This window comes from Nonomuraea fuscirosea (genome assembly GCF_003001935.1).
Classification (GTDB): domain Bacteria; phylum Actinomycetota; class Actinomycetes; order Streptosporangiales; family Streptosporangiaceae; genus Nonomuraea; species Nonomuraea fuscirosea.
Map to the genome: position 1 here is coordinate 226,619 of NZ_PVNG01000001.1, position 21,746 is coordinate 248,364.

17 protein-coding genes are annotated in these 21,746 nt (G+C 70.1%); 8 read left to right on the forward strand and 9 right to left on the reverse strand.

Annotated features, from left to right (window positions below):
- Window positions 1–381 precede the first annotated feature (381 nt).
- The 5 genes from B0I32_RS01025 to B0I32_RS01045 all read left to right on the forward strand — a co-directional run bounded on the left by B0I32_RS01025 (window position 382) and on the right by B0I32_RS01045 (window position 5,940).
- The gene (locus B0I32_RS01025; RefSeq protein ID WP_106234115.1) at window positions 382–2,136 is read left to right on the forward strand and encodes an ABC transporter substrate-binding protein; all 1,755 of its coding nucleotides are present in this window, start codon (window positions 382–384) and stop codon (window positions 2,134–2,136) included.
- A gap of 114 nt (window positions 2,137–2,250) precedes the next feature.
- Entirely contained in the window at window positions 2,251–3,246 is a 996-nt protein-coding gene (locus tag B0I32_RS01030; RefSeq protein ID WP_106234116.1) for an ABC transporter permease, read from the forward strand.
- Window positions 3,243–4,127: an ABC transporter permease gene (locus tag B0I32_RS01035; RefSeq protein WP_106234118.1), complete on the forward strand. Its 885-nt coding sequence runs from the start codon at window positions 3,243–3,245 to the stop codon at window positions 4,125–4,127. Before B0I32_RS01030 ends, B0I32_RS01035 begins: the two co-directional genes overlap by 4 nt.
- Window positions 4,124–5,065, forward strand: a complete 942-nt coding sequence (locus B0I32_RS01040) for an ABC transporter ATP-binding protein (RefSeq protein WP_106234120.1) — start codon at window positions 4,124–4,126, stop codon at window positions 5,063–5,065. The genes B0I32_RS01035 and B0I32_RS01040 overlap by 4 nt, the downstream gene beginning before the upstream one ends.
- Window positions 5,065–5,940 (forward strand): ABC transporter ATP-binding protein, encoded by an 876-nt coding sequence (locus B0I32_RS01045; RefSeq protein ID WP_106234121.1) that lies wholly within the window; start codon window positions 5,065–5,067, stop codon window positions 5,938–5,940. Before B0I32_RS01040 ends, B0I32_RS01045 begins: the two co-directional genes overlap by 1 nt.
- Before the next feature lie 60 nt (window positions 5,941–6,000).
- Here the strand turns inward: B0I32_RS01045 and B0I32_RS01050 are convergent, their stop codons facing one another.
- The 9 genes from B0I32_RS01050 to B0I32_RS01090 all read right to left on the reverse strand — a co-directional run bounded on the left by B0I32_RS01050 (window position 6,001) and on the right by B0I32_RS01090 (window position 16,353).
- A complete protein-coding gene (locus tag B0I32_RS01050) occupies window positions 6,001–7,752 on the reverse strand; it encodes a hydantoinase B/oxoprolinase family protein (protein ID WP_219911582.1) in 1,752 nt (583 codons plus the stop codon).
- Window positions 7,749–9,794 carry a hydantoinase/oxoprolinase family protein gene (locus tag B0I32_RS01055; RefSeq protein ID WP_106234123.1) on the reverse strand — a complete coding sequence of 682 codons (2,046 nt, stop codon included), beginning with the start codon at window positions 9,792–9,794 and terminating at the stop codon, window positions 7,749–7,751. Before B0I32_RS01055 ends, B0I32_RS01050 begins: the two co-directional genes overlap by 4 nt.
- Entirely contained in the window at window positions 9,791–10,534 is a 744-nt protein-coding gene (locus B0I32_RS01060; RefSeq protein ID WP_106234125.1) for an LLM class flavin-dependent oxidoreductase, read from the reverse strand. The genes B0I32_RS01055 and B0I32_RS01060 overlap by 4 nt, the downstream gene beginning before the upstream one ends.
- Entirely contained in the window at window positions 10,531–11,496 is a 966-nt protein-coding gene (locus B0I32_RS01065) for an ABC transporter permease (protein WP_106234126.1), read from the reverse strand. Before B0I32_RS01065 ends, B0I32_RS01060 begins: the two co-directional genes overlap by 4 nt.
- Window positions 11,493–13,046, reverse strand: coding sequence for a sugar ABC transporter ATP-binding protein (locus B0I32_RS01070; RefSeq protein ID WP_106234128.1), 1,554 nt, complete (start codon window positions 13,044–13,046; stop codon window positions 11,493–11,495). The genes B0I32_RS01065 and B0I32_RS01070 overlap by 4 nt, the downstream gene beginning before the upstream one ends.
- Complete coding sequence (locus tag B0I32_RS01075) at window positions 13,046–14,068, reverse strand: sugar ABC transporter substrate-binding protein (RefSeq protein WP_181306890.1); 1,023 nt, start codon at window positions 14,066–14,068, stop codon at window positions 13,046–13,048. Before B0I32_RS01075 ends, B0I32_RS01070 begins: the two co-directional genes overlap by 1 nt.
- 202 nt (window positions 14,069–14,270) lie before the next feature.
- Entirely contained in the window at window positions 14,271–14,951 is a 681-nt protein-coding gene (locus B0I32_RS01080) for a DUF6879 family protein (RefSeq protein WP_106234131.1), read from the reverse strand.
- A 90-nt stretch (window positions 14,952–15,041) separates the two neighbouring features.
- Window positions 15,042–15,590: a DUF1707 SHOCT-like domain-containing protein gene (locus tag B0I32_RS01085; protein ID WP_106234133.1), complete on the reverse strand. Its 549-nt coding sequence runs from the start codon at window positions 15,588–15,590 to the stop codon at window positions 15,042–15,044.
- Between the two features lie 31 nt (window positions 15,591–15,621).
- The gene (locus B0I32_RS01090; RefSeq protein ID WP_106234135.1) at window positions 15,622–16,353 is read right to left on the reverse strand and encodes a PadR family transcriptional regulator; all 732 of its coding nucleotides are present in this window, start codon (window positions 16,351–16,353) and stop codon (window positions 15,622–15,624) included.
- 311 nt (window positions 16,354–16,664) lie between these two features.
- On the opposite strand from B0I32_RS01090, the gene B0I32_RS01095 reads away from it, so the two are divergent.
- The 3 genes from B0I32_RS01095 to B0I32_RS01105 all read left to right on the forward strand — a co-directional run bounded on the left by B0I32_RS01095 (window position 16,665) and on the right by B0I32_RS01105 (window position 21,480).
- A complete protein-coding gene (locus B0I32_RS01095) occupies window positions 16,665–17,393 on the forward strand; it encodes a metal-dependent hydrolase (protein ID WP_106234137.1) in 729 nt (242 codons plus the stop codon).
- Window positions 17,394–17,537: 144 nt separating this feature from the next.
- Window positions 17,538–20,279 (forward strand): aconitate hydratase AcnA, encoded by a 2,742-nt coding sequence (gene acnA, locus B0I32_RS01100; protein WP_106234138.1) that lies wholly within the window; start codon window positions 17,538–17,540, stop codon window positions 20,277–20,279.
- Window positions 20,280–20,739: 460 nt separating this feature from the next.
- Entirely contained in the window at window positions 20,740–21,480 is a 741-nt protein-coding gene (locus tag B0I32_RS01105; protein ID WP_245955449.1) for a sulfite exporter TauE/SafE family protein, read from the forward strand.
- Window positions 21,481–21,746 lie beyond the last annotated feature (266 nt).

The following is a 21,746-nucleotide window of genomic DNA, read 5'->3' on the forward strand; positions in this document are numbered from 1 at the left end:
TCCTTTCTGGCGAATGTGACAGGAGTAGGACGGCGGACCCCCGCGCGCGGTTGGCAAGATCGCCGAGAGTTGAACCGGTCAATCGGGCCGTTCCGCATCGTGCCTGTACAGAGGGGATCCCGGCCGGTGAGAGCGTTTGCGGGAGCACGTCTCGAAAACGTCACGGCTCTTGACGGCGTGGTCACGGGGAATTTACGTTCGCGGTACTTATCCGGTTCAGCGGATTCCTAAGTCCTCATCCATCGACCGAGAAATGATCGCTCACCGGCTTTCGCCTCAGCCTTGGGAGCGCTCCCAGAGCGGCCGGCGGAGGTCGTCCCATCGGGGTGTCTAGCCAGACGTGCGAACCTTCGCGCCGTGCGCGGAGGAAGGAGAGAAGCGATGCGTAACCGGGCTCGGATCTTGATTCCGCTCGTGGCGGCGGGCCTGCTCGCCGCGGGCTGCACCGGCGGCGGATCCACGCCGACCCCGCCGGCCTCCCAGCCGCAGAGCAGCCAGGGCGCGGTGACCAACCCCGACCAGCTGCCGCGCAACGAGACGCTCTACACCACGGGCACGCAGTGGGGGCCGCCGCCCAACTTCAACCCCATCAGGGAATGGGACTCGGCCGTCGGCACCAAGGGCCTGGTGTACGAGACGCTGTTCCACTACGACACCACCGCGGCCAAGCTGAGCCCGTGGCTGGCGGCAAGCGGCGCCTGGACCGACGACACCACGTACGAGGTCAAGCTCCGCCCGGGCATCAAGTGGTCCGACGGCCAGCCCTTCACCGCCAAGGACGTCGCCTTCTCCTTCGAGCTCGGCAAGATGGAGACGATCCCGTACCACCACCTGTGGAACTGGCTGAAGTCGGTCGAGGCCACCGACGATCAGACGGTGAAGTTCACCTTCTCCACGGCGAACTACCAGCAGTGGGACTTCATGCTCTACAGCCGCTCCATCGTCCCCGAGCACATCTGGAAGGGCCGCTCGGAGAAGGAGGTGCTCGACGGCACCAACGAGAACCCGGTGGGCACGGGCTCGTACAAGTTCCTCAGCAAGGATCAGGACCGCGTGGTGCTGCAGCGGCGCGACGACTGGTGGGGCAAGACGACGCTCGGCATGGAGCCCAAGCCGCGCTACATCGTCGACATCGCCACCCCGAGCAACGAGGTCGCGATGGGCATGCTGCTGCAGAAGGGGCTCGACCTCAGCAACAACTTCCTGCCAGGCGTGGCCAACCTGGTGCAGGGCAACTTCGGGCTGACCACGTACTACAACGAGCCGCCTTACATGCTCTCGGCCAACACCGCCTGGCTGGTGCCCAACACCACCAAGAAGCCGATGGACGACCCGGCCTTCCGTAAGGCGCTGGCCGCGTCCGTGGACGTCAAGAAGATCGTCGAAGGCGTGTACGGCAACCTGGTCAAGGCGGCCAGCCCGACCGGCCTGCTGCCCCAGTGGGACAAGTACGTGGACCAGAGCGTGGTCTCCTCGTCCGGCTTCACCTTCGACGCGGCCAAGGCCAAGAAGCTGCTGGCGGAGGCGGGCTACAAGGACGGCGACGGCGACGGGTACGTCGAGAACAAGGACGGCTCCAAGATCAGCCTGAGCCTCATCGTCCCGTCGGGCTGGACCGACTGGATGGAGTCGGCCCGGTCGATCTCCGCAAGCGCCAAGACCGTCGGCATCCAGATCACGCCCGACTTCCCCGACTTCAACGCCCTGGTCGAGCGGCGTGCCAAGGGCGACTTCGACCTGCTGATCAACAACGAGCGGCAGCTGTCGAACTCCCCGTACACCTACTACGAGTACATGTTCCAGCTGCCGATCCAGAAGCAGCAGAACACGGTCAACTTCGCCCGCTACGAGAACAAGAAGGCGTGGGACCTCGTCGAGCAGCTCGACCAGGTCAAGACCGACGACACCGCCGGCATGCAGAAGATCATCTCGGAACTGCAGCAGATCCACCTCGACGACATGCCGATCATCCCGCTCTGGTACAACGGCCTGTGGGCCCAGTCCAGCACCAGCGTGTGGAAGAACTGGCCGTCCGCCGAAGGCGGCGCGCCCAAGACCGGTGCCGTGATGTGGCGCAACTGGCTGGAACTGGGCGGATTCGAGACGCTCACCCAGCTGCAGCCCTCCGGCTCGTGACGACCTGACCGGACGAACCCTCCGGCCCTCCGCCCCTGGCCCGCCACTGGGACCCGCCGCTGGGACCCGCCACTGGGACCCGGGGCGGAGGGCCCCTCCCGGAGACAGAGACACGTGCGTCGTTATTTCGGTAGAAAACTCCTCATCTATGGGCTGACCTTCTTCGTCGCCGTCACGGTCAACTGGATGATCCCGCGCTTCATGCCGGGCGACCCGATCGCCAGCATGGTCGCGCGGGCCAACGTCACCAACGCGCAGGCCGTCGAGGCCATGCGGGCCTACTACAGCAACCTGTTCGGCCTGGACCAGCCGCTGTGGCAGCAGTACGTCAACTTCTGGGGCGCGCTCGCGCACGGGGACTTCGGGATCAGCATCTGGCTCTTCCCGACGCCGGTCACTGACGTGATCACTCAGGCGGTGCCGTACACGCTGGCGCTGATCATCCCCTCGGTGCTGCTGAGCTGGGTGGTGGGCAACCGGTTCGGCGCGTACGCCGCCCGCCGCAAGCTGCTCGACAACACCGTCCTGCCGGTGGGCTACGTGCTGACGGCGATGCCGTACATGTGGCTGGCCGTGCTGCTGGCCTGGGGGTTCGGTGTGCTCCTCGGCTGGTTCCCGGTGGCCGGCGGCTACAGCTTCTCGATGCGGCCCAACTGGTCGTGGACGTTCGTGCTGGACCTGCTGCACCACTGGGCGCTGCCGTTCCTGTCGCTGTTCCTGGTGGCGCTGGGCGGCTGGGCCATCGGCATGCGGAACATGATCATCTATGAGCTGGAGTCGGACTACTCCAGCTACCTGTCCGCGCTCGGCGCGCCGAGCCGGCTCATCCGCAGGTACGCCTTCCGCAACGCCGTCCTGCCCCAGATCACCGGCCTGGCCCTGCAACTGGGCGTGCTGGTCGCGGGGGCGCTGGTCACCGAGATCGTCTTCGCCTATCCGGGTCTCGGCAGCCTGATCCTCAAGGCCATCCAGAACAAGGACTTCTTCCTGTTGCAGGGCACGTTCCTGTTCATCGTGCTCGGCGTGCTGATCGCCAACTTCATCATCGACATCGTCTACGTCGTGGTCGATCCGCGGACCAGGGCGGGAATGGCGGGTGCGCAGGCATGACCACGATCCAGGAAGCCGCCCCGCGCGAGCCTGCGGGGGTGCGCCGCGAGGCGCTCTACTTCGCGGTGCGCAACGGCAAGCTGATGGCCGGGTTCGGGATCGTGCTCGTGCTGCTCCTGCTCGGCCTGTTCGGCCCGCTGCTGTTCGCGGGCGTGCCCAACGACTACGGCACCCGGCCGATGAGCCCGCCTTCGGGCGAGCACTGGTTCGGCACCACCACGTTCGGTCAGGACGTGTTCCTGCAGTTCGTGCACGGGCTGCGCAGCACGTTCGTGGTGGGCGTGATCGGCGGCGGCATCGCGGCGGTCATCGGCATGTTCGTCGGCTTCGTGGCCGGCTACCGCGGCGGGATCGTGGACGAGGTGCTCAACATGCTGACCAACGTCATCCTGGTCATCCCGACGCTGGCCGTGTTGCTGATCATCAACGCCTACCTGGGCATCCGCAGCGTGGCCGTGCAGGGCCTGTTCATCGGGCTGACGCAGTGGCCGTGGGCGGCGCGAGCGATCAGGGCGCAGACGTTCTCGCTGCGTACGCGCGAGTTCGTGGACCTGGCCAGGATGAGCGGCTCCGGCACCGGCAAGATCATTGCCAAGGAGATCGCGCCGAACATGAGCTCCTACCTGTTCATGACGTTCATCCTGCTGTTCGGCGGATCCGTGCTCATCGCCTCCTCGCTGGACTTCATCGGCCTCGGCCCCACCGAGGGGGTCTCGCTCGGCCTGATGTTGCAGAACGCCAACCAGTGGAGCGCGCTCCAGCTCGGCATGTGGTGGTGGTTCGTGCCGCCGGGAGCGGCGATCACCGCCATCGTGGGCGCCCTGTACGTGGCCAACGTCGGGCTCGACGAGGTCTTCAACCCGAAACTGAGGGAGACATGAGTCTGCAGGTCAGCGAGCTGAGGGTGTACTACAGGACGCTCAAGGGGGATGTGCGCGCCCTCGACGGCATGACCTTCGAGCTCCGCGACGGCGAGATACTCGGCCTGGTCGGCGAGTCCGGCTGCGGCAAGAGCACGCTGGGCAAGTCGCTCATCCGCATGGACGGCCGCATGCGCCGCGTGGGCGGCACGGTCACGCTCGACGGCCACGAGCTGCCGATCGACGACGACCGCCGGATGAACGACTACCGCTTCCGCGAGGTCTCCCTCATCCCGCAGTACGCCATGAGCGCGCTCAACCCCACCCGCAAGATCCGCAGGATGGTCACCGAGCTGCTCAGATCGCGGGGCACCGCGCTGGACACGGCCGAGCTGGAGCGCCGGATGGACCAGGTCGGCCTGCCCCGCGAGGTGCTCGACCGCTACCCGATCGAGCTGTCGGGCGGCATGAAGCAGCGCATGGTGATGGTCATCTCGACGCTGCTCGACCCGTCCCTGCTGATCGCCGACGAGGTCACCTCCGCGCTCGACGTCTCCACGCAGAAGGCGGTGGCCCGCGCCCTGCTCGGCTTCCGCGACAGCGGCTACGTCAAGAGCATGATCTTCGTCACCCACGACCTCGCCCTCACCCACCACATCGCCGACACGATCATGGTCATGTACGCGGGCAAGCTCGCCGAGAAGGCCCCGGCCGACGTGATCGTCAAGGCGCCGCGGCACCCGTACACGCGGCTGCTGCTCGAATCCCTGCCCGAGGTCGGCGTCCGCTACACCGAGCGCAGGCTGGAAGGCATCGCCGGCAGCCCGCCGTCGCTGCTCGACCCGCCCGCCGGCTGCCGGTTCCGCGACCGCTGCCCGATCGCGGGCGAGGAGTGCGCGCAGGAGCCGCCGGTGGCCGAGCTCGCCCCCGACCACCACGTAGCCTGCTGGAAGGCCTGATGCTGAGACTCGACGACGTCACCAAGGAATTCCGGATCGGCGCCTTCGGCGGCAAGAGCGTCGCGGCCGTGCGGGGGGTGAGCTTCGAGGTCGTCCCCGGCGAGGTCGTCTCCCTGATCGGCGAGAGCGGCAGCGGCAAGAGCACCATCGGCCGGATGATCCTCGGCCTGAACCCGGTCACCAGCGGCTCCATCACCTTCGACGGGCTGCCCGTGCGCGCGGGCAAGGAGTACTACCGGCGGGTCCAGGGCATCTTCCAGGACCCGTTCAGCTCCTTCAACCCCGTGTTCAAGGCCGACCGGGTGTTCACCATGATCAAGGAGGCGTACTACCCGTCCGTCCCCGGGCCGGAGTGGGCGGCCAAGGTCGAGGAGTCGCTGCGCGACGTGCGGCTCAACCCCGGGCAGGTGCTCGGCAAGTATCCGCACCAGCTCAGCGGCGGCCAGCTCCAGCGCCTGCTCATCGCCCGCGCGCTGCTGCTGGACATCAAGCTGCTGGTCGCCGACGAGATCACCAGCATGCTCGACGCCTCCACCCGCATCGACGTGCTCAACCTGCTGGCCGAGCTGAAGGTCAGGGGCCTGAGCGTGCTCTACATCACGCACGACCTGTCCCTCGGCACCTACCTGGCCGAGCGCACGGTGGTGCTGCGCCGGGGGAGCGTGGCGGAGATGGGGCCGACCGAGCGCGTCTTCGGCGACCCGCTGCACCCCTACACGCGCGAGCTGCTGTCGGCCGTGCCCCGCCTGCACGAGACCTGGGACGACGCCGTGCCCGTGGAGACCTGCCTCTACCACCTGAAGGGCGGCACGGGCGGCCTGGCCGAGGCCGATCCTGGCCACTTCGTCGCCTGCGCCCAGCTGGAGACCTGCTGAGGAGGGCCGGTCCTGGGACGCCCCCAGTGACCGGCCCGCCTCTCGCGCCCGCGCGTGCCCTCAGCGACCGGCGCGCAGCCGCCCGGTGGCCTCGGCGTCCACCTCGAACGTGACCGGGTCCACCGAGACGCCGTAGTCGCGGGCCGCCGCCGCCACGCTGACGAACCCGTTGCGCACGTCCGCGGCCACCCGGACCGGCTCGCGCTCGAACGGGTCGCCGTAGCCGCCCCCGCCGCCGGTGTTGTTGACCAGCACCTCGTCCGCGTCCAGCCGGTTGTAGCTGCCGCCCTGCACCACCTCGCGGCCGGTGCCGGGGTTGAGGATGACGTGGTTGCTCTCGCCGGGCATCCCGTCGCCGATGGCCCACGGCCGGGTCCTGGTCTTGTAGACCAGGCAGATGCCGGTCGAGGGGGCGGTGAAGCGGTACGTACGGCCGACGCCGACGCCGCCGCGATGCCGGCCGGGGCCGCCGCTGTCGGGGCGGTAGCCGTACGACTCGATGAACATCGGCGACTTGGTCTCCAGCACCTCCACCGGGTTGTTGCGGCAGCCGGGCTCCGACAGGTGCATGATGCCGTCCTCGCCGTCGCCGCCCGCGTGCCCGCCGAAGCCGACGGCCTCGTTGGTGGCCTCCAGCCACGCCTCGCCGGTGCGCGGGTTGACGCCGAGGCCCATCATCGAGCACACGTCGCCGCCCGAGCAGGCGGGCACGCGGTCGGGCATGCCCTGGGCCAGCGCCTTGAGCACGACCTCGCCGCCGAGCAGGCCGGTCCACAGCGTGAACGTCGGCATCGGCGGCACGGCGTGCATCACGGACCCCGGCTCGGTGACCACCCGCAGCGGGCGGAAGTTGCCCGCCACGACGGGGGTGTCCGGCGTGGTCAGCGCCTTGAAGACGAGGCTGCAGAACGCCTCCGTCTGGCCGACGGGCAGGTTGATCGGCCCTTTGACGTCGCGCTCGCTGCCGGTCCAGTCGATCACCATCTCGTCGTCGCCGATGGTCACCGTGACGTTCATCTTGATCAGGCGGTCGGCGTCCACGCCGTCGCTGTCCACGAAGTCGTGCGCCGACCAGGTGCCCTTCGGCAGCTTGGCCAGGGCCAGCCGGGCCAGCCGCTCGCCGTGGTCGTTGATGGCGTCCATCGCGGCGCCCAGCACGCCGGCGCCGTACTTGGCGGCGATCTGCTGAGTCCGCCGCACGCCGGTCACGCACGCGGAGACCTGCGCCTGGATGTCGCCGATCGTGCGCTCCGGCATCCGGCTGTTGAACCGGACGATGTTGAACACGTCGTCGTTCTGCACCCCGCGCCGGTAGAGCCGGGAGCAGGGGAAGAACAGGCCCTCCTGGTACATGTCGGTGGAGTCCAGGACGTATCCGGGGTCCTTCTGCTTCAGGTCCAGCACGTGGATCCGGCAGGAGGCGAACCCGATGAGCTCGTCCTCGTGGTGGATGGGCGCGAAGACCAGCGGATCCAGGGTGTGGGCCGAGGCCCAGTACGGATAGTTGAGGATGAAGACGTCGCCGGGCTCCAGCGCGTCGCGGCCGAGGAACTCGATCGCCCGCTTGATGCCGTGGTCGTTGCCGCGGGTGAACACCGCGATGCCCGGCGCGTCGGCCACCACGTCGCCCTGGGCGTCGTGGATGCCGATGCCGTAGTCGTGGATCTCGTACACCACCGTGTTGTAGGCGGTGCGGCACAGGTTGCGGGCCATCTCGTCGGCGGCGGCGAGCAGGCCGTGCCGGATGATCTCGGTCGTGATGGAGTCGGTGGTGATCGCGTCGGTGCTGGTGGAGTGCGTGGTGCCGCTCACTGCTGTCCCCCGGTCCTGTCGTTCACGGAAATGACCAGTTCGCCGTACCGGCCGACGCGCAGGCTGTCGCCGGCGTGGATGACGGACGTGGCCGTGTGCTCGGTGATCACCGCCGGTCCCGCGACGCGGTCGCCCGCCAGCAGTTCCTCGCGCGTGTAGACGCGGTACTCGACGGCCGGCTCGTCCGGTGACAGGTAGACCCGCCGGGTCCCGGCCGGCCGCGGCTCGCCGGACGATCGTTCCGCCACGGTCGGCAGCTCCGGTTTGTCGACCGTGCCGGTGGCGCGCAGCCGCAGGGTCGTGACCTCGACCGGGTCGTCCATCGTGTGGCCGTACTGCCGCTCGTGCAGCTCGGCGAAGGCGGAGGCCACGGCGGCGGCGAACGTGGCCGGGTCATCGGGGAAGGCGACCGTGACCGAGTGCTCCTGCCCCTGGTAGCGGACGTCGAGCGTGCGCGTCAGCGCGCGCCGGTCCGGCCCGAAGCCCTCCGACTCCAGCTGCTCGACCGCCGCCGCCTCCATCTCCCGGTAGACGGCGTCGGCGTCGGCCGCGTCGAGCGTGGCCAGCGGCGTGACGGCGGTGCGGGCGAAGTCGTGCTGCACGTCCGCCAGCAGCATGCCGAACGCGGAGAACGCGCCCTGCCCCGGCGGCACGATCACGGTCGAGATGCCCAGCTCCCTGGCCACCTCGACGGCCACCAGGCCGCCTCCGCCGCCGAAGGACAGCAGCGCGAAGTCCTTCGGGTCGCGCCCGAGCTCCACCGTGATCGCGCGGACGGCGCCCATGATCTTCATCGTGGAGATCTGCACGACGCCGCGGGCCAGCGCCTCGGTGGCCAGGCCGAGCCGGGTGGCGATGGGCTGCAGCGCCTTGTCGGCCAGCTCGCGGTCCAGGGCGAGCTTGCCGCCCAGCGGGCTGTCCGAGCCGAGATGACCCAGCACGAGGGCGGCGTCGGTGAACGTCGGCGCGGTGCCGCCCCTGCCGTACGAGGCCGGTCCCGGCGCCGCGCCCGCGCTCTGCGGGCCGACCTGCAGCGCGTCCGCCTCGTCCAGCCAGGCGATCGACCCGCCGCCGGCGCCGATGGTGTGGATGTAGAGCGACGGGGTGTTGATCGGCAGCCCCTCGAACTCCGCGCCCTGGTAGAGCACCGGCTCGTGGTCGAGGATCAGCGAGGCGTCGAGGCTGGTGCCGCCCATGTCGATGGTGATCAGGTTGGGCTCGTCCAGCAGTCTGGACAGCGCCGCCGCGCCGATCACGCCGCCCGCCGGGCCGGACAGGATGAGGCTCACCGGCTGCTCGCGGGCCGCCTGCGCGGTCATCGCGCCGCCGCCGGAGCGGGTCATCAGGAACCGCCCGCGAAAGCCGCCGGCGGCCAGCTCGCCCTCCAGTTCGCGCAGGTAGCGGTGCACGATCGGCTTGACGTACGCGTCCAGCACGGCGGTGCTGGTCCGCTCGTACTCGCGGTACTCCCTGGACAACTCGTGCGACAGCGTGACCGCCACCTCGGGCGCGACCTCGGCCAGCACCTCGCGCATGCGCAGCTCGTGCTCCGGATTGGCGTACGCGTGCAGGAACGCCACCGCGACCGAGCCGTACCCGCGTTCGGCGACGACGGCGGCCACCCGGCGGGCGTCCTCGGCGTCGAACGGCGTGTGCACGCTCCCGTCGAACCGGCACCGCTCGTTCACCTCGAAGGTGTCGTAGCGGTCCAGCAGCGCGGGCGGTTTCCTGTAGGTGATGTCGTAGTTCGTCCTGCGGTCGGTGCGCCCGAGCAGGTAGACGTCACGGAACCCCTTCGTCCCGATGACGGCGGTGCGCGCTCCCGTCCTGGTGAGCAGCGCGTTCAGCCCCAGCGTGGTGCCGTGCGTGAACATCGTGATGGCCGGCGTGCCGGACCCGGCCAGGCCGAAGGCGTCCATGACGCCGCGGGCCGGCGCGTCCGGCGTGGTCGGGACCTTGCCGAAGCTGAGCGCGCCCGTCCCGGGGTTCAGCTCCACCACGTCGGTGAACGTTCCGCCGACGTCGATCGCAAGCCTGCTCATCGTTCCGCCTTCCTGGATGCCCTTCTGGATGATTGGTGTGTGGCCGCGACGAGGTCCAGAGCTCCGGACGGCATCCCCCTCGCGTCGTCCGGTCGCGGCCAGTGCAGGGTGAGCTCGTGGAAGCCCGCGTCACGCAGCCGGCCGGCGAAGTCGGCGTAGCGGTCCGGGCTCTCGAACGGCCAGGTCATGTCCAGCGCCACCTGCGCGATCCGGCGCGGCGCCGCGCGCGGCCGGCCGGCGGCGTCGAGCGCCGCGTCCAGCCCGCGCCCCTGCTCCTCCAGCGCGGCGAACCAGCCCTCCGGCTCGTCCTGCCGGCGGTAGGCGCCGTAGGTCACCCAGGCCTGGCCGTGCCGGGCGGCCAGCGCCATCGCGCGGGGTCCTGTCGCGGCCACGGTCAGCGGCACGCGCGGGCGCTGGAGGCAGCCGGGCATCTGCCGGGCTTCGACGGCGCTGTAACGCGGGCCGCGTACGGTGCTGACGTCGTGGGTGAGCAGGTGGTCGAGCAGCCCCAGCCACTCCGCGAAGCGGCCGGCCCGCTCCGCCCGCGAGCGCGGCGGGTCGCCGAGCACGGCGGCGTCCGCGCCCTCCGCGCCGGCTCCGACGCCGATCTCCAGCCGGCCGCCGCTCAGGTGGTCGTAGGTCCACACGGTGCGCACGCCCAGCGCCTCCGCGGCCCGTACGTCGGCGACGAAGGCGGCGGGATCGCGGTCGGGCAGCACCAGGACCGACAGCTCGATCATCGGCGCTTGCTCGCCACGCTGAGGGCGACCGCGGCCAGGATGACCACGCCGGTCGTCAGATCCTTGAAGAACGGGTTCGCGTTGAGGATGTCGAACCCGTTGTCGATCAGCGCCAGCAGGTACACGCCGCAGACCGAGCGCCAGATCGCGCCGACGCCGCCGTAGATGCTCGTGCCGCCGAGGATGACCGCCGCGATGGCGAGCAGTTGCATGCCGTCGCCGGCCTGGGGCTGCCCGGTGCCGATCCGCGACACCCCGATGGCGGCCGCGATGCCGGCGGCCAGGCCGCTGTAGAGGAATGTGTAGAGCTTGATCCGGTTCACCCGGATGCCGGACAGCTCGGCGGCTTCGGCGTTGCCGCCGACGGACAGGACGTACCTGCCGAACGCCGTGCGGTTCAGCAGGAATCCGGACAGCAGGGCGAAGAGGGCCAGGATGACGATCGCGTAGTAGACCGGGCCGATCCCGCCGCGCCCGAGCGCGGTGAAGCCGGTGGCCTGGACGCTGATCAGGAACCCGCCGGTGATGAGTACCGCCAGCCCGGCGTACACGAGGCTGGAGGCGAGCGTCGCGAGGAACGAGTGGATCCGCAACCGGGTGATCGCCACCCCGTTCACCAGGCCCAGCGCGGCGCCGGCCAGCGGCGCGGCGATCAGGCCGAGCACGGGGCTGTTCAGGTGCAGCGCCACCCAGGCGGCCACCACGTTCGCCACGCTGAAGATCGCCCCGGTGGACAGGTCGAAGCCGCCGCAGATGACGACCAGCGTCCCGGCCACCGCGATGATCGCCAGCGGGGCGTTCTGGTTGAGGATGTTGAGCAGGTTCGTGAGAGTGAGGAACGACGACGTCGACACGCTCAGCACCACGAACAGCGCCACGAGCATGATCAGGACGGCGTAGTGGCGGACCAGGGCCGGCACGTTGACGCCGGATCCCGCTCGCGCCGATGCGGTGGCGGTCATGGCCTTCCTCCGGTTTCCGTTTCGTCGGCTGACGGTGACTGCTGGGGCTGCCCGACCTCGAAGAGGCGCTGCAGGACCTCGTCCACGGACGTCCCCGGTCCTGGCACCTCGCCGACGACCGCGCCGCCGCGGACGAGGTGCACCCGGTGGCTGAGGCCGATCACCTCCTCCAGTTCGGAGGAGATGAGCAGGATGCCGGTGCCGGCCGCGGCGACCTCCACGATGAGCTGGTAGATGCGGGACTTGGCGCCCACGTCCACGCCCCTGGTGGGCTCGTCGAGGATGAGGAACTCCGGCCGGCCCAGCAGCCATTTGGCGAAGAGCACCTTCTGCTGGTTGCCGCCGGAGTAGACCGACACGTCGCCGTCGAGCGCGGCCGGGCGGACGCCGAGGCGTTCGACCAGTTCGCGCACCGCGGCGCGCTCGCTCCCGCGCGACAGCACCCCGGAGCGGGAGAAGCGGCCCAGGTGCGGCAGGGTGACGTTCTCCAGGACCGGGCGCTGCAGCACCAGGCCCTGGGCGCGGCGGTCCTCGGGGATCATGGCCATGCCGCGGGCGATCGACGCCCGCGGCGAGGCGTCCGTGACCGGCTCGCCGCGGAACAGCACCTGCCCCGACTCGATCCGGTCGCAGCCGAACAGGGCTCTGGCGATCTCCGTGCGCCCGCTGCCGACCAGCCCGGCCAGCCCGACGATCTCTCCCGGGCGGACCCGCAGGGACACGCCCCTGACGGCGTCGCCGCGGACGTCGCGCATCTCGGCCACCGGCTCCGTGTCCGGGGGCGGCGCCGGGGGCAGGTCGGGCAGGAGCACGTCGACGGGCTCGCCGAGCATCGCCTCGACCAGGCCGGCCTTGGTCTCCGCGGCGGCCTCGGCGGTCCTGATCACCCGGCCGTCCCGCATGACCGTGACGCGGTCGCAGTTGGCGAGCACGTCGTCCAGGAAGTGGGTGACGTAGACGACGGTGGTGCCGCGCTCGCGCAGCCAGCGCATGATCTCGTGCAGGCGTTCGCTCTCGTCGGCGGTCAGCGACGACGTCGGCTCGTCCATCACGATGACGCGCGCCTCGCGGGCCAGAGCCCGCATGATCTCGACCTTCTGCTGATCGGCGATCGGCAGCGTCTCGACCGGCGCGTCGGGCGGGAGCCCGAAGCCGCAGATCTCCTCCAGCTTCCGGTAGCGGGCGCGCAGGTTCGCGTGCAGCACGCCGAACGTGCGGCTCTCCCGGCCGAGGAACACGTTCTCCGCCACGGTCAGGGCCGGGACCAGGCACAGTTCCTGGGCGATGATCACGACGCCGGCGTCCTGGGCCCGCCTGGTGTCCCAGCGGTGCACCGGCCGGCCGAACACCTCGAGCTCGCCGGAGTCCGGCTGGTAGAGCCCGCCGACGACCTTGCCGAGCGTGGACTTGCCGGCGCCGTTCTCGCCGACCAGGCCGTGCACCTCGCCCTCGGCGAGGGACACCGACACCGAGTCGAGCGCCTGGGTGGAGCCGAAGCGGACGGACAGGTCGCGGACGGTCACGGCCGCCGCCGGGGTCGCGCCCTCCATCAATCGGCCCACTCGCCCGTGAAGTCGGGGTGCTCGCCGAGGATCTCCTTGGTGACGATCACCGGTACGGGGCCCAGCGTGTTGGCGTCGATGACCGGCGTGACCGGCCGGCCGCGCACCGCGTTGACCACCTGCTCGAGCGCGGCCTTGCCCATGCTGTTGGGGAAGTCCACCTGGTCGGCCGCCCACTTGCCGGCGCGGACCTGCTTGATGGCCTCCTGGTTGCCGCCGCCGCCCGTCACGTACATCTTGGTCAGGTCGACGCCGGCGCTCTCCAGCGCCACCTGGGCGCCGATGGTCTGCTGGTCGGCGTTGGACAGCAGCACGTCGAGCTTCGGGTTGGCCTGGAGGATGTTCTGCATGGCCTTCAGCGAGGTGTCGCGGTCGTAGTTGCCCTGGCCCGTGGCCACCACCTTGATGTTGGGGTGCCCGTCCAGGACCGAGCGGTAGGCCTTGTTGCGCAGGTTGTCGAACGGGAACTGGAGCTGGCCGATGAGGATCGCGACCCGGCACGGGTCCTTGCCCTCGCAGTACTTCACCGCGCCTTCCGCGAGCTTCTTGGAGTTGGCCTCCGTGTCCGCAGCGACCGTGGACACGATGCCCTCGACCTGGGGCTTCAGCTCCGTCAGCTTGGGCCCGACGGGGAAGAGCGTGGTGGCGACCGGGATCTTGGCGCGGGCCGCGGCCGGGATCGCGGCCGCGATGCCGACGTTGTCGTTGGGCACCAGCACGATGCCGTCGTAGGTGCCCTGACTGGCGACGTTCTGGACCTGGTTGAACTGGGTCTGGCTGTCGAACTTGCCGTCGAAGATGGTCACCTCGACGTCGCCGTACTCCTTGGCCCTGGCCACGGCGCCGTCGTACACGGCCTTGTTGAAGCCGTTCTGGCTGGAGGAGGCCAGCAGGGCGATGCGCACCGGGCCCGTCTTGCCGCTGGGCGGGGCGCTGGAGGAGTAGACCTGGGAGACGTCGGAGTTGCAGCCCGCGAGCGTGAGACTCAGGAGCGCGGCGGCGGCGATCACCAGTCCGGCGGGGTGTGGACAGTGATTTCACAGGCACCTCTATCTCATGGTGCGTATGTTTCCGCAGGTGACGTGCTGTCTTGAAGCAGTACAATGTCACACTGCAACATCTGGGTCAACGGATGCGACCTTGACCGAACCGTGTCAACGCCGAAGAGGGGGCGCTCCTGTCGGGAGCGCCCCCTCTTCGGCGGTCACGCGGTCAGACCCTGAACTCCTCGGTACGGTGCGCGTAGGCGGGCAGCGCCGCCCGCATCTCGTCGGTGATCACCGGTGGGGGCAGCGGCACGACCTCGCGCTCGTGGAAGGCGTCCACCTCCTCGCCCTCGTCGAACAGCCCCCGCACCGCCCGCAGGCAGGGGCCGACGACCTCCGCGTCGGTGATCCGCCGGCCGCCGCTGCCTCCGCCGTGCCGGTCGTAGAGGACCTCGTACATGAGGGACGGAGAGAAGATCACCAGCTCGGGCAGGGGATCGAGGGCGGCGACCCGCTCGGCCGGCACCGTCCGGCAGGGGGAGCCCGCCCGCGCGCGCAGCGCCAGGATGTGCATCTCCCATTGCAGGTAGGCGGTGACGGGTAACTCCACCACGCGTACCCGTCTGACCGGCTGGCGGTGCCGGAAGTAGTCGGCCAGCGGCCCGGCCACCCGCTCGATCAGCGCCAGCGACCGCCCCCAGTCGCCGTCCATCATGGCCCGCCAGCTCGCCACGTCGGGCTCGTAGAAGACCTGCGCGCGCTCCAGCTTCCACATCGGCTCCGTGCAGGCCGCGTGGTCGCGTTCGAACCGGGCCTGGTACTCCGGCACGTCCAGGACGAGGCCGTCGGCGTCCGCGACGGCGGCGAACGGATTCGTCTGGCGGACCGGAGTGCCCTGCTCGGTCATGCGGATTTCCCCTTCGCGTCGAAGACCCGCCCAGATCATCAGGTGCGCCTTTGACCGGGTCAAGGCCCAAAACGATCGGGGGGAGGGCCGTCAGCCGCGATGGTGGAAACGACGGCGCACCAGGGAGAACAGCAGCGCCCCCAGCCACACCACCAGCAGTGCCTTGAACACCCCGAAGCCGCCGAAGATCAGCCCGAGCACCATGAGCACGAACAGCACGGGCACCAGCGGGTGGGGTCCGTGTCCTCTTCTCATGGGCCCCTGCGTCGGGCCGCGCATCGGGCCGCGCCAGCGCATCTCGCGCCGGGCCTGCCAGGCGGCACGGTGCATCTCGCGGTGCGTGTCGTGCATGGCCCGCATCTGCTGCCGGTGGGCGTGCATCGCCGCCCGCCAGTCGCCCGCCCCGTAGGGGGAGCCCGGCGTCTCGTACGGGGCCGCCTTCTCGCGGTAGGCGGGCTGATGGCCCGGCAGGTCGGCGGTCACCTGGGCCAGGTCGCCGGCCGTCTTGGCGGCCAGCGACCGGTCGAGGCGCTCGTCGAGTTCTTCGTGGGTCAGGCGGCCCTGCGCGAAGTGCTCACGCAGGGCGGCCATGGTCTGCTCGCGCTCGGCGTCGCCGATGCGGAGTTCGCTGCTGTCCATGCCTAGGCTCCTCGTCCTCCCGTGCGGTCGCTCACTCCTCGCCCGGGTCGCCGTCGGCCAGGATCTGGTAGAGCTTGCGCCGGGTCTCTACCAGAGTCTTACGCGCTTCGCGGATTTGTGCGTCGTTTCCGGTCTGAAGAACCTGCATCATGGCGAATGCCGACTGTCGAGCGATATGCCAGAGATCAGCAGTGTTGTCGTCGATGTCCGGACGCATCTCGTCCCAGGGGGCGCGGACCTCGTCGGCGTGCGCCTCGATGTAGTTGCGGCCCTCCTCGGTCAGGCGGAAGGTCTTGCGGCCCTCGTTCTCCTCCGAGATGACCAGGCCCTCGTCCGTGAGCTGCTGGAGCGCCGGGTAGACGGCGCCGGGGCTGGGCTTCCAGCCGCCCTCGCTGCGCTCGGCGATCTCCTGGATGATCTGGTAGCCGTTGCGCGGCTGCTCGGAGAGCAGGGCCAGGATCGCGGCGCGCACGTCGCCCCGCTTGGCCTTGCGGCCCCTGCCGCCCCAGCCTCGGTGGCCGCCGCCCCACGGGCCGCCGCCGGGACCGAACGGGCCTCCCGGCCCGAACGGACCGCCGCGCCCGAAGTCGAACGGGCCGGGCCCGCCTCTCCTGCCGCGCTGGCGGCGCTCGTGGGGCCCGCCGTGCGGACCGCCGTGGTGGTGGCCGCCGAACTGCTCGAAGGCGTCGGCCATGGCCTGAATCGCCTCGCGGGCCGCGCGCTTGTAGTCATGTGCGCCGGGCCAGGGTGACCCTGCTGCCATGTGATGAACCATTACTTCCTCCTATATCGCGATCTGTTCTCGATGCGTCAAAGATATATCGATAGTATGTCGTTGGCAAGCAAAGCGCGGACGTGAGCCAGATCACGAAAAAGTTGCGGAATCCGGGAACAGGATGGGGACGGCTCTCGTTGTTCAGAGCAGACGAGGTCGTTCCGCGTCGGCAGGGCTGGGGGGTGCTGTCGCCGCGGAGACGACCTCGTCTGCGTTTGCGGCACATTTCCCTGGCGGCCGTGGAGCGTTCCGGCCCGCCCGCGCCGCGTCAAAAGCTTCTTTGCCGTACAGTCCCGATCATGATGGGGCACTCTCACGCGATGACCGGGGCCATCGCCTGGCTGGGGCTGGCTCCGCCTCTCGCCGCGCTGCCACTGGTCAACGAGTCGTCACGATTCATCGAAACCGGGATCATGGCCACCGCGCTCACTCCTGCCGAGCTGATCGCCGGGGCGATCATCTGCGCGGGCGCCGCGATGCTGCCCGACCTCGACCATCCGAGCGCGACGATCGCGCAGACGTTCGGGCCCGTCACGTGGGCGCTCAGCAAGGCCGTGTCCTGGCTGGCCGGCGGCCATCGCGGGGCCACCCACTCATTGCTCTTCGCGGTGGCGCTCGGGTTCGGCGCGCACTGGCTGGCCGGCGCCTATCCCTTAGGGCGCGACATCATGGTGGTGCTGCTCATCGGCCTGGCCCTGCGGGCGGTCGGCGTGGGGATCCCGGGCAACAAGATGGGCTCGGCCATGATCAACATCGGCATGACCGCCGGGCTGTACGCCGTCTTCCGCTCCCTCGACGTGGGCTACGCCTGGCTGGGGCTGGCGGTGGGGGTCGGCTGCCTCATCCACGTGGTCGGCGACTGCATGACCGAGCGGGGCTGTCCGGTGCTCTGGCCGCTGGGGGCCAAGTTCGTGCTGCCGTGGAAGATCGGCATCAAGACGGGGCGGACGTTCGAGCAGAAGATCCTGGCCCCGATCCTGTCCGTGGCGATCATCGGACTGCTCTACTGGCGGCTGGCGCCGGTTTAACTTGATGTCGAGATACTCTAGAGATATCTTGACATCGAGAGATCCGCCGCCACCTGCGAGTTAGGTTTACCTAACGTACGTGTTGGTCAGGGAGTGCGGCAGGATTCTGTTTGAACACATGTCTGATGGAGGAGGCGAATCACCGTGTCCGCGAACAGCTTCGGCAGCCGTGACACGCTACGCGTCGGCGACGCGGCATACGAGATCTTCCGGCTGGATGCCGTAGAAGGCGCCGCACGCCTCCCGTACAGCCTGAAGATCCTGCTGGAAAACCTCCTCCGCACCGAGGACGGCGCCAACGTCACGGCCGACCACATCCGTGCGCTGGGCGGCTGGGACCCCAAGGCGGCGCCCAGCGTGGAGATCCAGTTCACGCCCGGCCGCGTCATCATGCAGGACTTCACCGGCGTGCCCTGCGTGGTCGACCTGGCCACCATGCGCGAGGCCGTGCGCGACCTCGGCGGCGACGCCGCCCGGATCAACCCGCTCGCGCCGGCCGAGATGGTCATCGACCACTCGGTCATCGTCGACTACTTCGGTCACCCCGACGCCTTCCAGCGCAACGTCGAGCGCGAATACGAGCGCAACCGCGAGCGCTACCAGTTCCTGCGCTGGGGCCAGACGGCCTTCGACGAATTCAAGGTCGTCCCGCCCGGCACCGGCATCGTGCACCAGGTCAACATCGAGCACCTGGCCCGCGTGGTCATGACCCGCGGCGCCGACGGCGTCACCAGGGCCTACCCCGACACCTGCGTCGGCACCGACTCCCACACCACGATGGAGAACGGCATCGGCGTCCTCGGCTGGGGCGTCGGCGGCATCGAGGCCGAGGCCGCGATGCTCGGCCAGCCGATCTCCATGCTCATCCCGCGCGTGGTCGGCTTCAAGCTCAGCGGCAAGCTGCCCGCCGGGGCCACCGCCACCGACCTGGTCCTGACGATCACCGAGATCCTGCGCAAGCACGGCGTGGTCGGCAAGTTCGTCGAGTTCTACGGCGAGGGCGTCTCCTCCGTGCCGCTGGCCGACCGGGCCACGATCGGCAACATGAGCCCCGAGTTCGGCTCCACCTGCGCGATCTTCCCGATCGACGGCCAGACCGTCGACTACCTGCGCCTGACCGGCCGCTCCGAGGAGCAGATCGCCCTCGTCGAGGCCTACGCCAAGGAGCAGGGCCTCTGGCTCGACCCGTCCTCGGCCGAGCCGGAGTTCTCCGAGTACATCGAGCTCGACCTGGCCACCGTCGTCCCGTCGATCGCCGGTCCCAAGCGCCCGCAGGACCGCATCGAGCTGTCCGACGCCAAGCGGGCCTGGCGCCACGACGTCGAGAACTACGTGAGCGACGGCGTCGACGTGGTCGGCGAGCAGAGCTTCCCGGCCTCCGACTCGCCCGCCTCCAACGCCACCGCCAACGGCGGCCGGCCGCACAAGCCGGTCCCCGTCACGCTGGCCGACGGCACCACGTTCGAGATCGACCACGGCATCGTCTCCATCGCCGCGATCACCTCCTGCACCAACACCTCCAACCCCTACGTCATGCTCGGCGCGGCCCTGCTCGCCCGCAACGCCGTCGACAAGGGGCTCACCCGCAAGCCGTGGGTCAAGACGTCGCTCGCCCCCGGCTCGCAGGTGGTCACCGGCTACTTCGAGCGCTCCGGCCTGCAGCCGTACCTCGACAAGATCGGCTTCAACCTCGTCGGCTACGGCTGCACCACTTGCATCGGCAACTCCGGCCCGCTGCTGCCGGAGATCTCCGACGCCATCCAGGCCAACGACCTCGCGGTCACCGCCGTGCTGTCCGGCAACCGCAACTTCGAGGGCCGGATCAACCCCGACGTCAAGATGAACTACCTGGCCTCGCCGCCGCTCGTCGTGGCCTACGCGCTGGCCGGCACCATGGACCTCGACCTCGACACCGAGCCGCTCGGCCTCGGCTCCGACGGCGAGCCCGTCTACCTGCGCGACATCTGGCCCTCGCCCGAGGAGATCGCGGCGGTGGTCAACTCCTCGATCGGCCGCGACATGTTCGAGCGCGACTACGCCGACGTGTTCAAGGGCGACGACCACTGGCGCTCGCTGCCGATCCCGACCGGCGACACCTTCGAGTGGGACCCCGACTCGACCTACGTGCGCAAGGCCCCCTACTTCGACGGCATGCCGGAGAAGCCGGAGCCGGTGACCGACATCTCGGGCGCCCGCGTCCTGGTCAAGGTCGGCGACTCGGTCACCACCGACCACATCTCCCCGGCGGGCTCCATCAAGCCCGGCACCCCCGCCGCCGAATACCTGCGCGGCAACGGCGTCGAGGTCAAGGACTTCAACTCCTACGGCTCGCGGCGCGGCAACCACGAGGTGATGATCAGGGGCACGTTCGCCAACATCCGGCTGCGCAACCAGATCGCGCCCGGCACCGAGGGCGGCTACACCCGCGACTTCACCCAGCCCGACGCGCCGGTGTCGTTCATCTACGACGCCTCCGTCAACTACGCCGCGGCCGGCACCCCGCTGGTGGTGCTGGCGGGCAAGGAATACGGCTCGGGCTCCTCGCGCGACTGGGCGGCCAAGGGCACGGCGCTGCTCGGCGTGCGCGCGGTCATCGCCGAGTCCTACGAGCGCATCCACCGCTCCAACCTGATCGGCATGGGCGTGCTGCCGCTGCAGTTCCCCGAGGGCGGCTCGGCCGAGTCGCTGGGGCTGACCGGGGAGGAGACGTTCGACATCACCGGCGTCGAGGAGCTCAACCAGGGCGGCATCCCGCGGACGGTGCACGTCAAGGCGGGCGACGTCGAGTTCGACGCGGTCGTCCGCATCGACACCCCCGGCGAGGCCGACTACTACCGGCACGGCGGCATCATGCAGTACGTGCTGCGCTCGCTGCTCGCCAAGTGAGCCGAGTCTTCCCGCCTTCCGCCCGGTCATGAGCCGGGCGGGGGCAGGGAGCCCTTGGCCTGCGCGCCGGGGGTTGGGCGTGATCCTCACGCGCCCGTATCGGGGGAACCACCCGACACCTGAGAGCCGCCCCGCGGGCAACCCCCGCGAGGCGGCTTTCTCCATCCCCGCCGTCGCACGTCGGCCGGCCCGTGGGGGCCGGCGGCGGTGAGTCGGCTCTCTGACCGCACTTGAGCCGGTACGGCGCGCCCCAGAGCCCCGGCGGCGCGTACGGCGTCGTACAGGCGTCTCTCGGCCGCGCACGGGGCACGGGGAGGCTTCCAGGGCCCGGCACGGCCGGAAGGCGCGGCCATGAGCGACCAGAACAGCCCGCCACCCTCCGAAGGACGCCCGCGATCGCACGGCGGGCACCCGGAACGCGGCGGAAGGTGCCGAGGGCCGGGATGGTTGACTCTGCCGCATGGGTGATACGGCGTTGGTCCTGGTGGTCGGGGGGCTGGCGGTCTTCGCGGGCGCGATCGTGCAGGGCGGGGTGGGGTTCGGGCTCGGGCTGGTCGCGGTCCCGGTGCTGACCATGCTGGTCCCCGACCTCATGCCCGGCGCCGCGCAGGTGGTCAACCTGGTCCTGCCGCTGTTCACCCTGGCCGTCGAATGGCGGAAGGTGGACTGGCGCGGCCTGGTGTTCGCGGTGCTCGGCAGGCTGCCCGGCAGCGTGATCGGGGGTGCCGTCGTCGTCTTCTTCACCGTGCAGGCCAGGAGCCTGTTCGTGGCGGTCATGGTGCTGCTCGCCGTGGCGCTGACCGCGCGGGCGCTGAGCGTGCCGCGCAACGGGCTCACGATCACCTCTGCCGGTTTCGTGTCCGGCGTGACCGGCACCGCCACGGGCATCGGCGGGCCGCCGATCGGGCTCGTCTATCAGAGCGCCAAGGGGCCGCAGATCCGGGCGACGCTGGCGATGTTCTTCTTCCTGAGCGCCGCCCAGTCGCTGCTCGTCCTCGCGTACGTGGACGAACTGCCCGCCCGCGCGCTGCTGACGGGGGCGGTGCTGATCGTGCCGATGGTGCTCGGCTTCCTGGTCTCGGGCCGCCTGCGCCGCTACCTCGACGGCGGCCGGGCGCGGACGGCGGTGCTGGTGGTGGCCGCGGCCTCCGCGCTGGCCCTCATCGTCCAGAACGCCCTCACCCAGGGCTGGCTCTTCTGACCCGTCCCACGGATCAGGCGGCGGCGCTCGGCCCTGGCGCCGCACGGGTTCCCATCCGGATGAGTCCATGGCCGGGGCGCCGGCTGCCCGGCGCTTACCCGGCGGCTGCGGACGAAGGCGGCTGCGGACGAAGGCGGCTGCGGACGAAGGCGGCAGCGGGAGTTCGAGTTCGAGCTCGTGCCGGATGGGGATGCCGCCATGGCCGATCGCGGGGATCGACGGCTTGAGCGCGCGAGAGCGGGGACGCCCGCCCGCTCGCCGTCGAG

Coding starts and splice junctions, on each gene's coding strand:
- B0I32_RS01025 (WP_106234115.1), top strand. CDS start 382: ATGCGTAACCGGGCTCGGATCTTGATTCCGCTCGTGGCGGCGGGCCTG.
- B0I32_RS01035 (WP_106234118.1), top strand. CDS start 3,243: ATGACCACGATCCAGGAAGCCGCCCCGCGCGAGCCTGCGGGGGTGCGC.
- B0I32_RS01040 (WP_106234120.1), top strand. CDS start 4,124: ATGAGTCTGCAGGTCAGCGAGCTGAGGGTGTACTACAGGACGCTCAAG.
- B0I32_RS01045 (WP_106234121.1), top strand. CDS start 5,065: ATGCTGAGACTCGACGACGTCACCAAGGAATTCCGGATCGGCGCCTTC.
- B0I32_RS01055 (WP_106234123.1), bottom strand. CDS start 9,794: ATGAGCAGGCTTGCGATCGACGTCGGCGGAACGTTCACCGACGTGGTG.
- B0I32_RS01060 (WP_106234125.1), bottom strand. CDS start 10,534: ATGATCGAGCTGTCGGTCCTGGTGCTGCCCGACCGCGATCCCGCCGCC.
- B0I32_RS01065 (WP_106234126.1), bottom strand. CDS start 11,496: ATGACCGCCACCGCATCGGCGCGAGCGGGATCCGGCGTCAACGTGCCG.
- B0I32_RS01070 (WP_106234128.1), bottom strand. CDS start 13,046: ATGGAGGGCGCGACCCCGGCGGCGGCCGTGACCGTCCGCGACCTGTCC.
- B0I32_RS01080 (WP_106234131.1), bottom strand. CDS start 14,951: ATGACCGAGCAGGGCACTCCGGTCCGCCAGACGAATCCGTTCGCCGCC.
- B0I32_RS01085 (WP_106234133.1), bottom strand. CDS start 15,590: ATGGACAGCAGCGAACTCCGCATCGGCGACGCCGAGCGCGAGCAGACC.
- B0I32_RS01090 (WP_106234135.1), bottom strand. CDS start 16,353: ATGGCAGCAGGGTCACCCTGGCCCGGCGCACATGACTACAAGCGCGCG.
- B0I32_RS01095 (WP_106234137.1), top strand. CDS start 16,665: ATGATGGGGCACTCTCACGCGATGACCGGGGCCATCGCCTGGCTGGGG.
- B0I32_RS01105 (WP_245955449.1), top strand. CDS start 20,740: ATGGGTGATACGGCGTTGGTCCTGGTGGTCGGGGGGCTGGCGGTCTTC.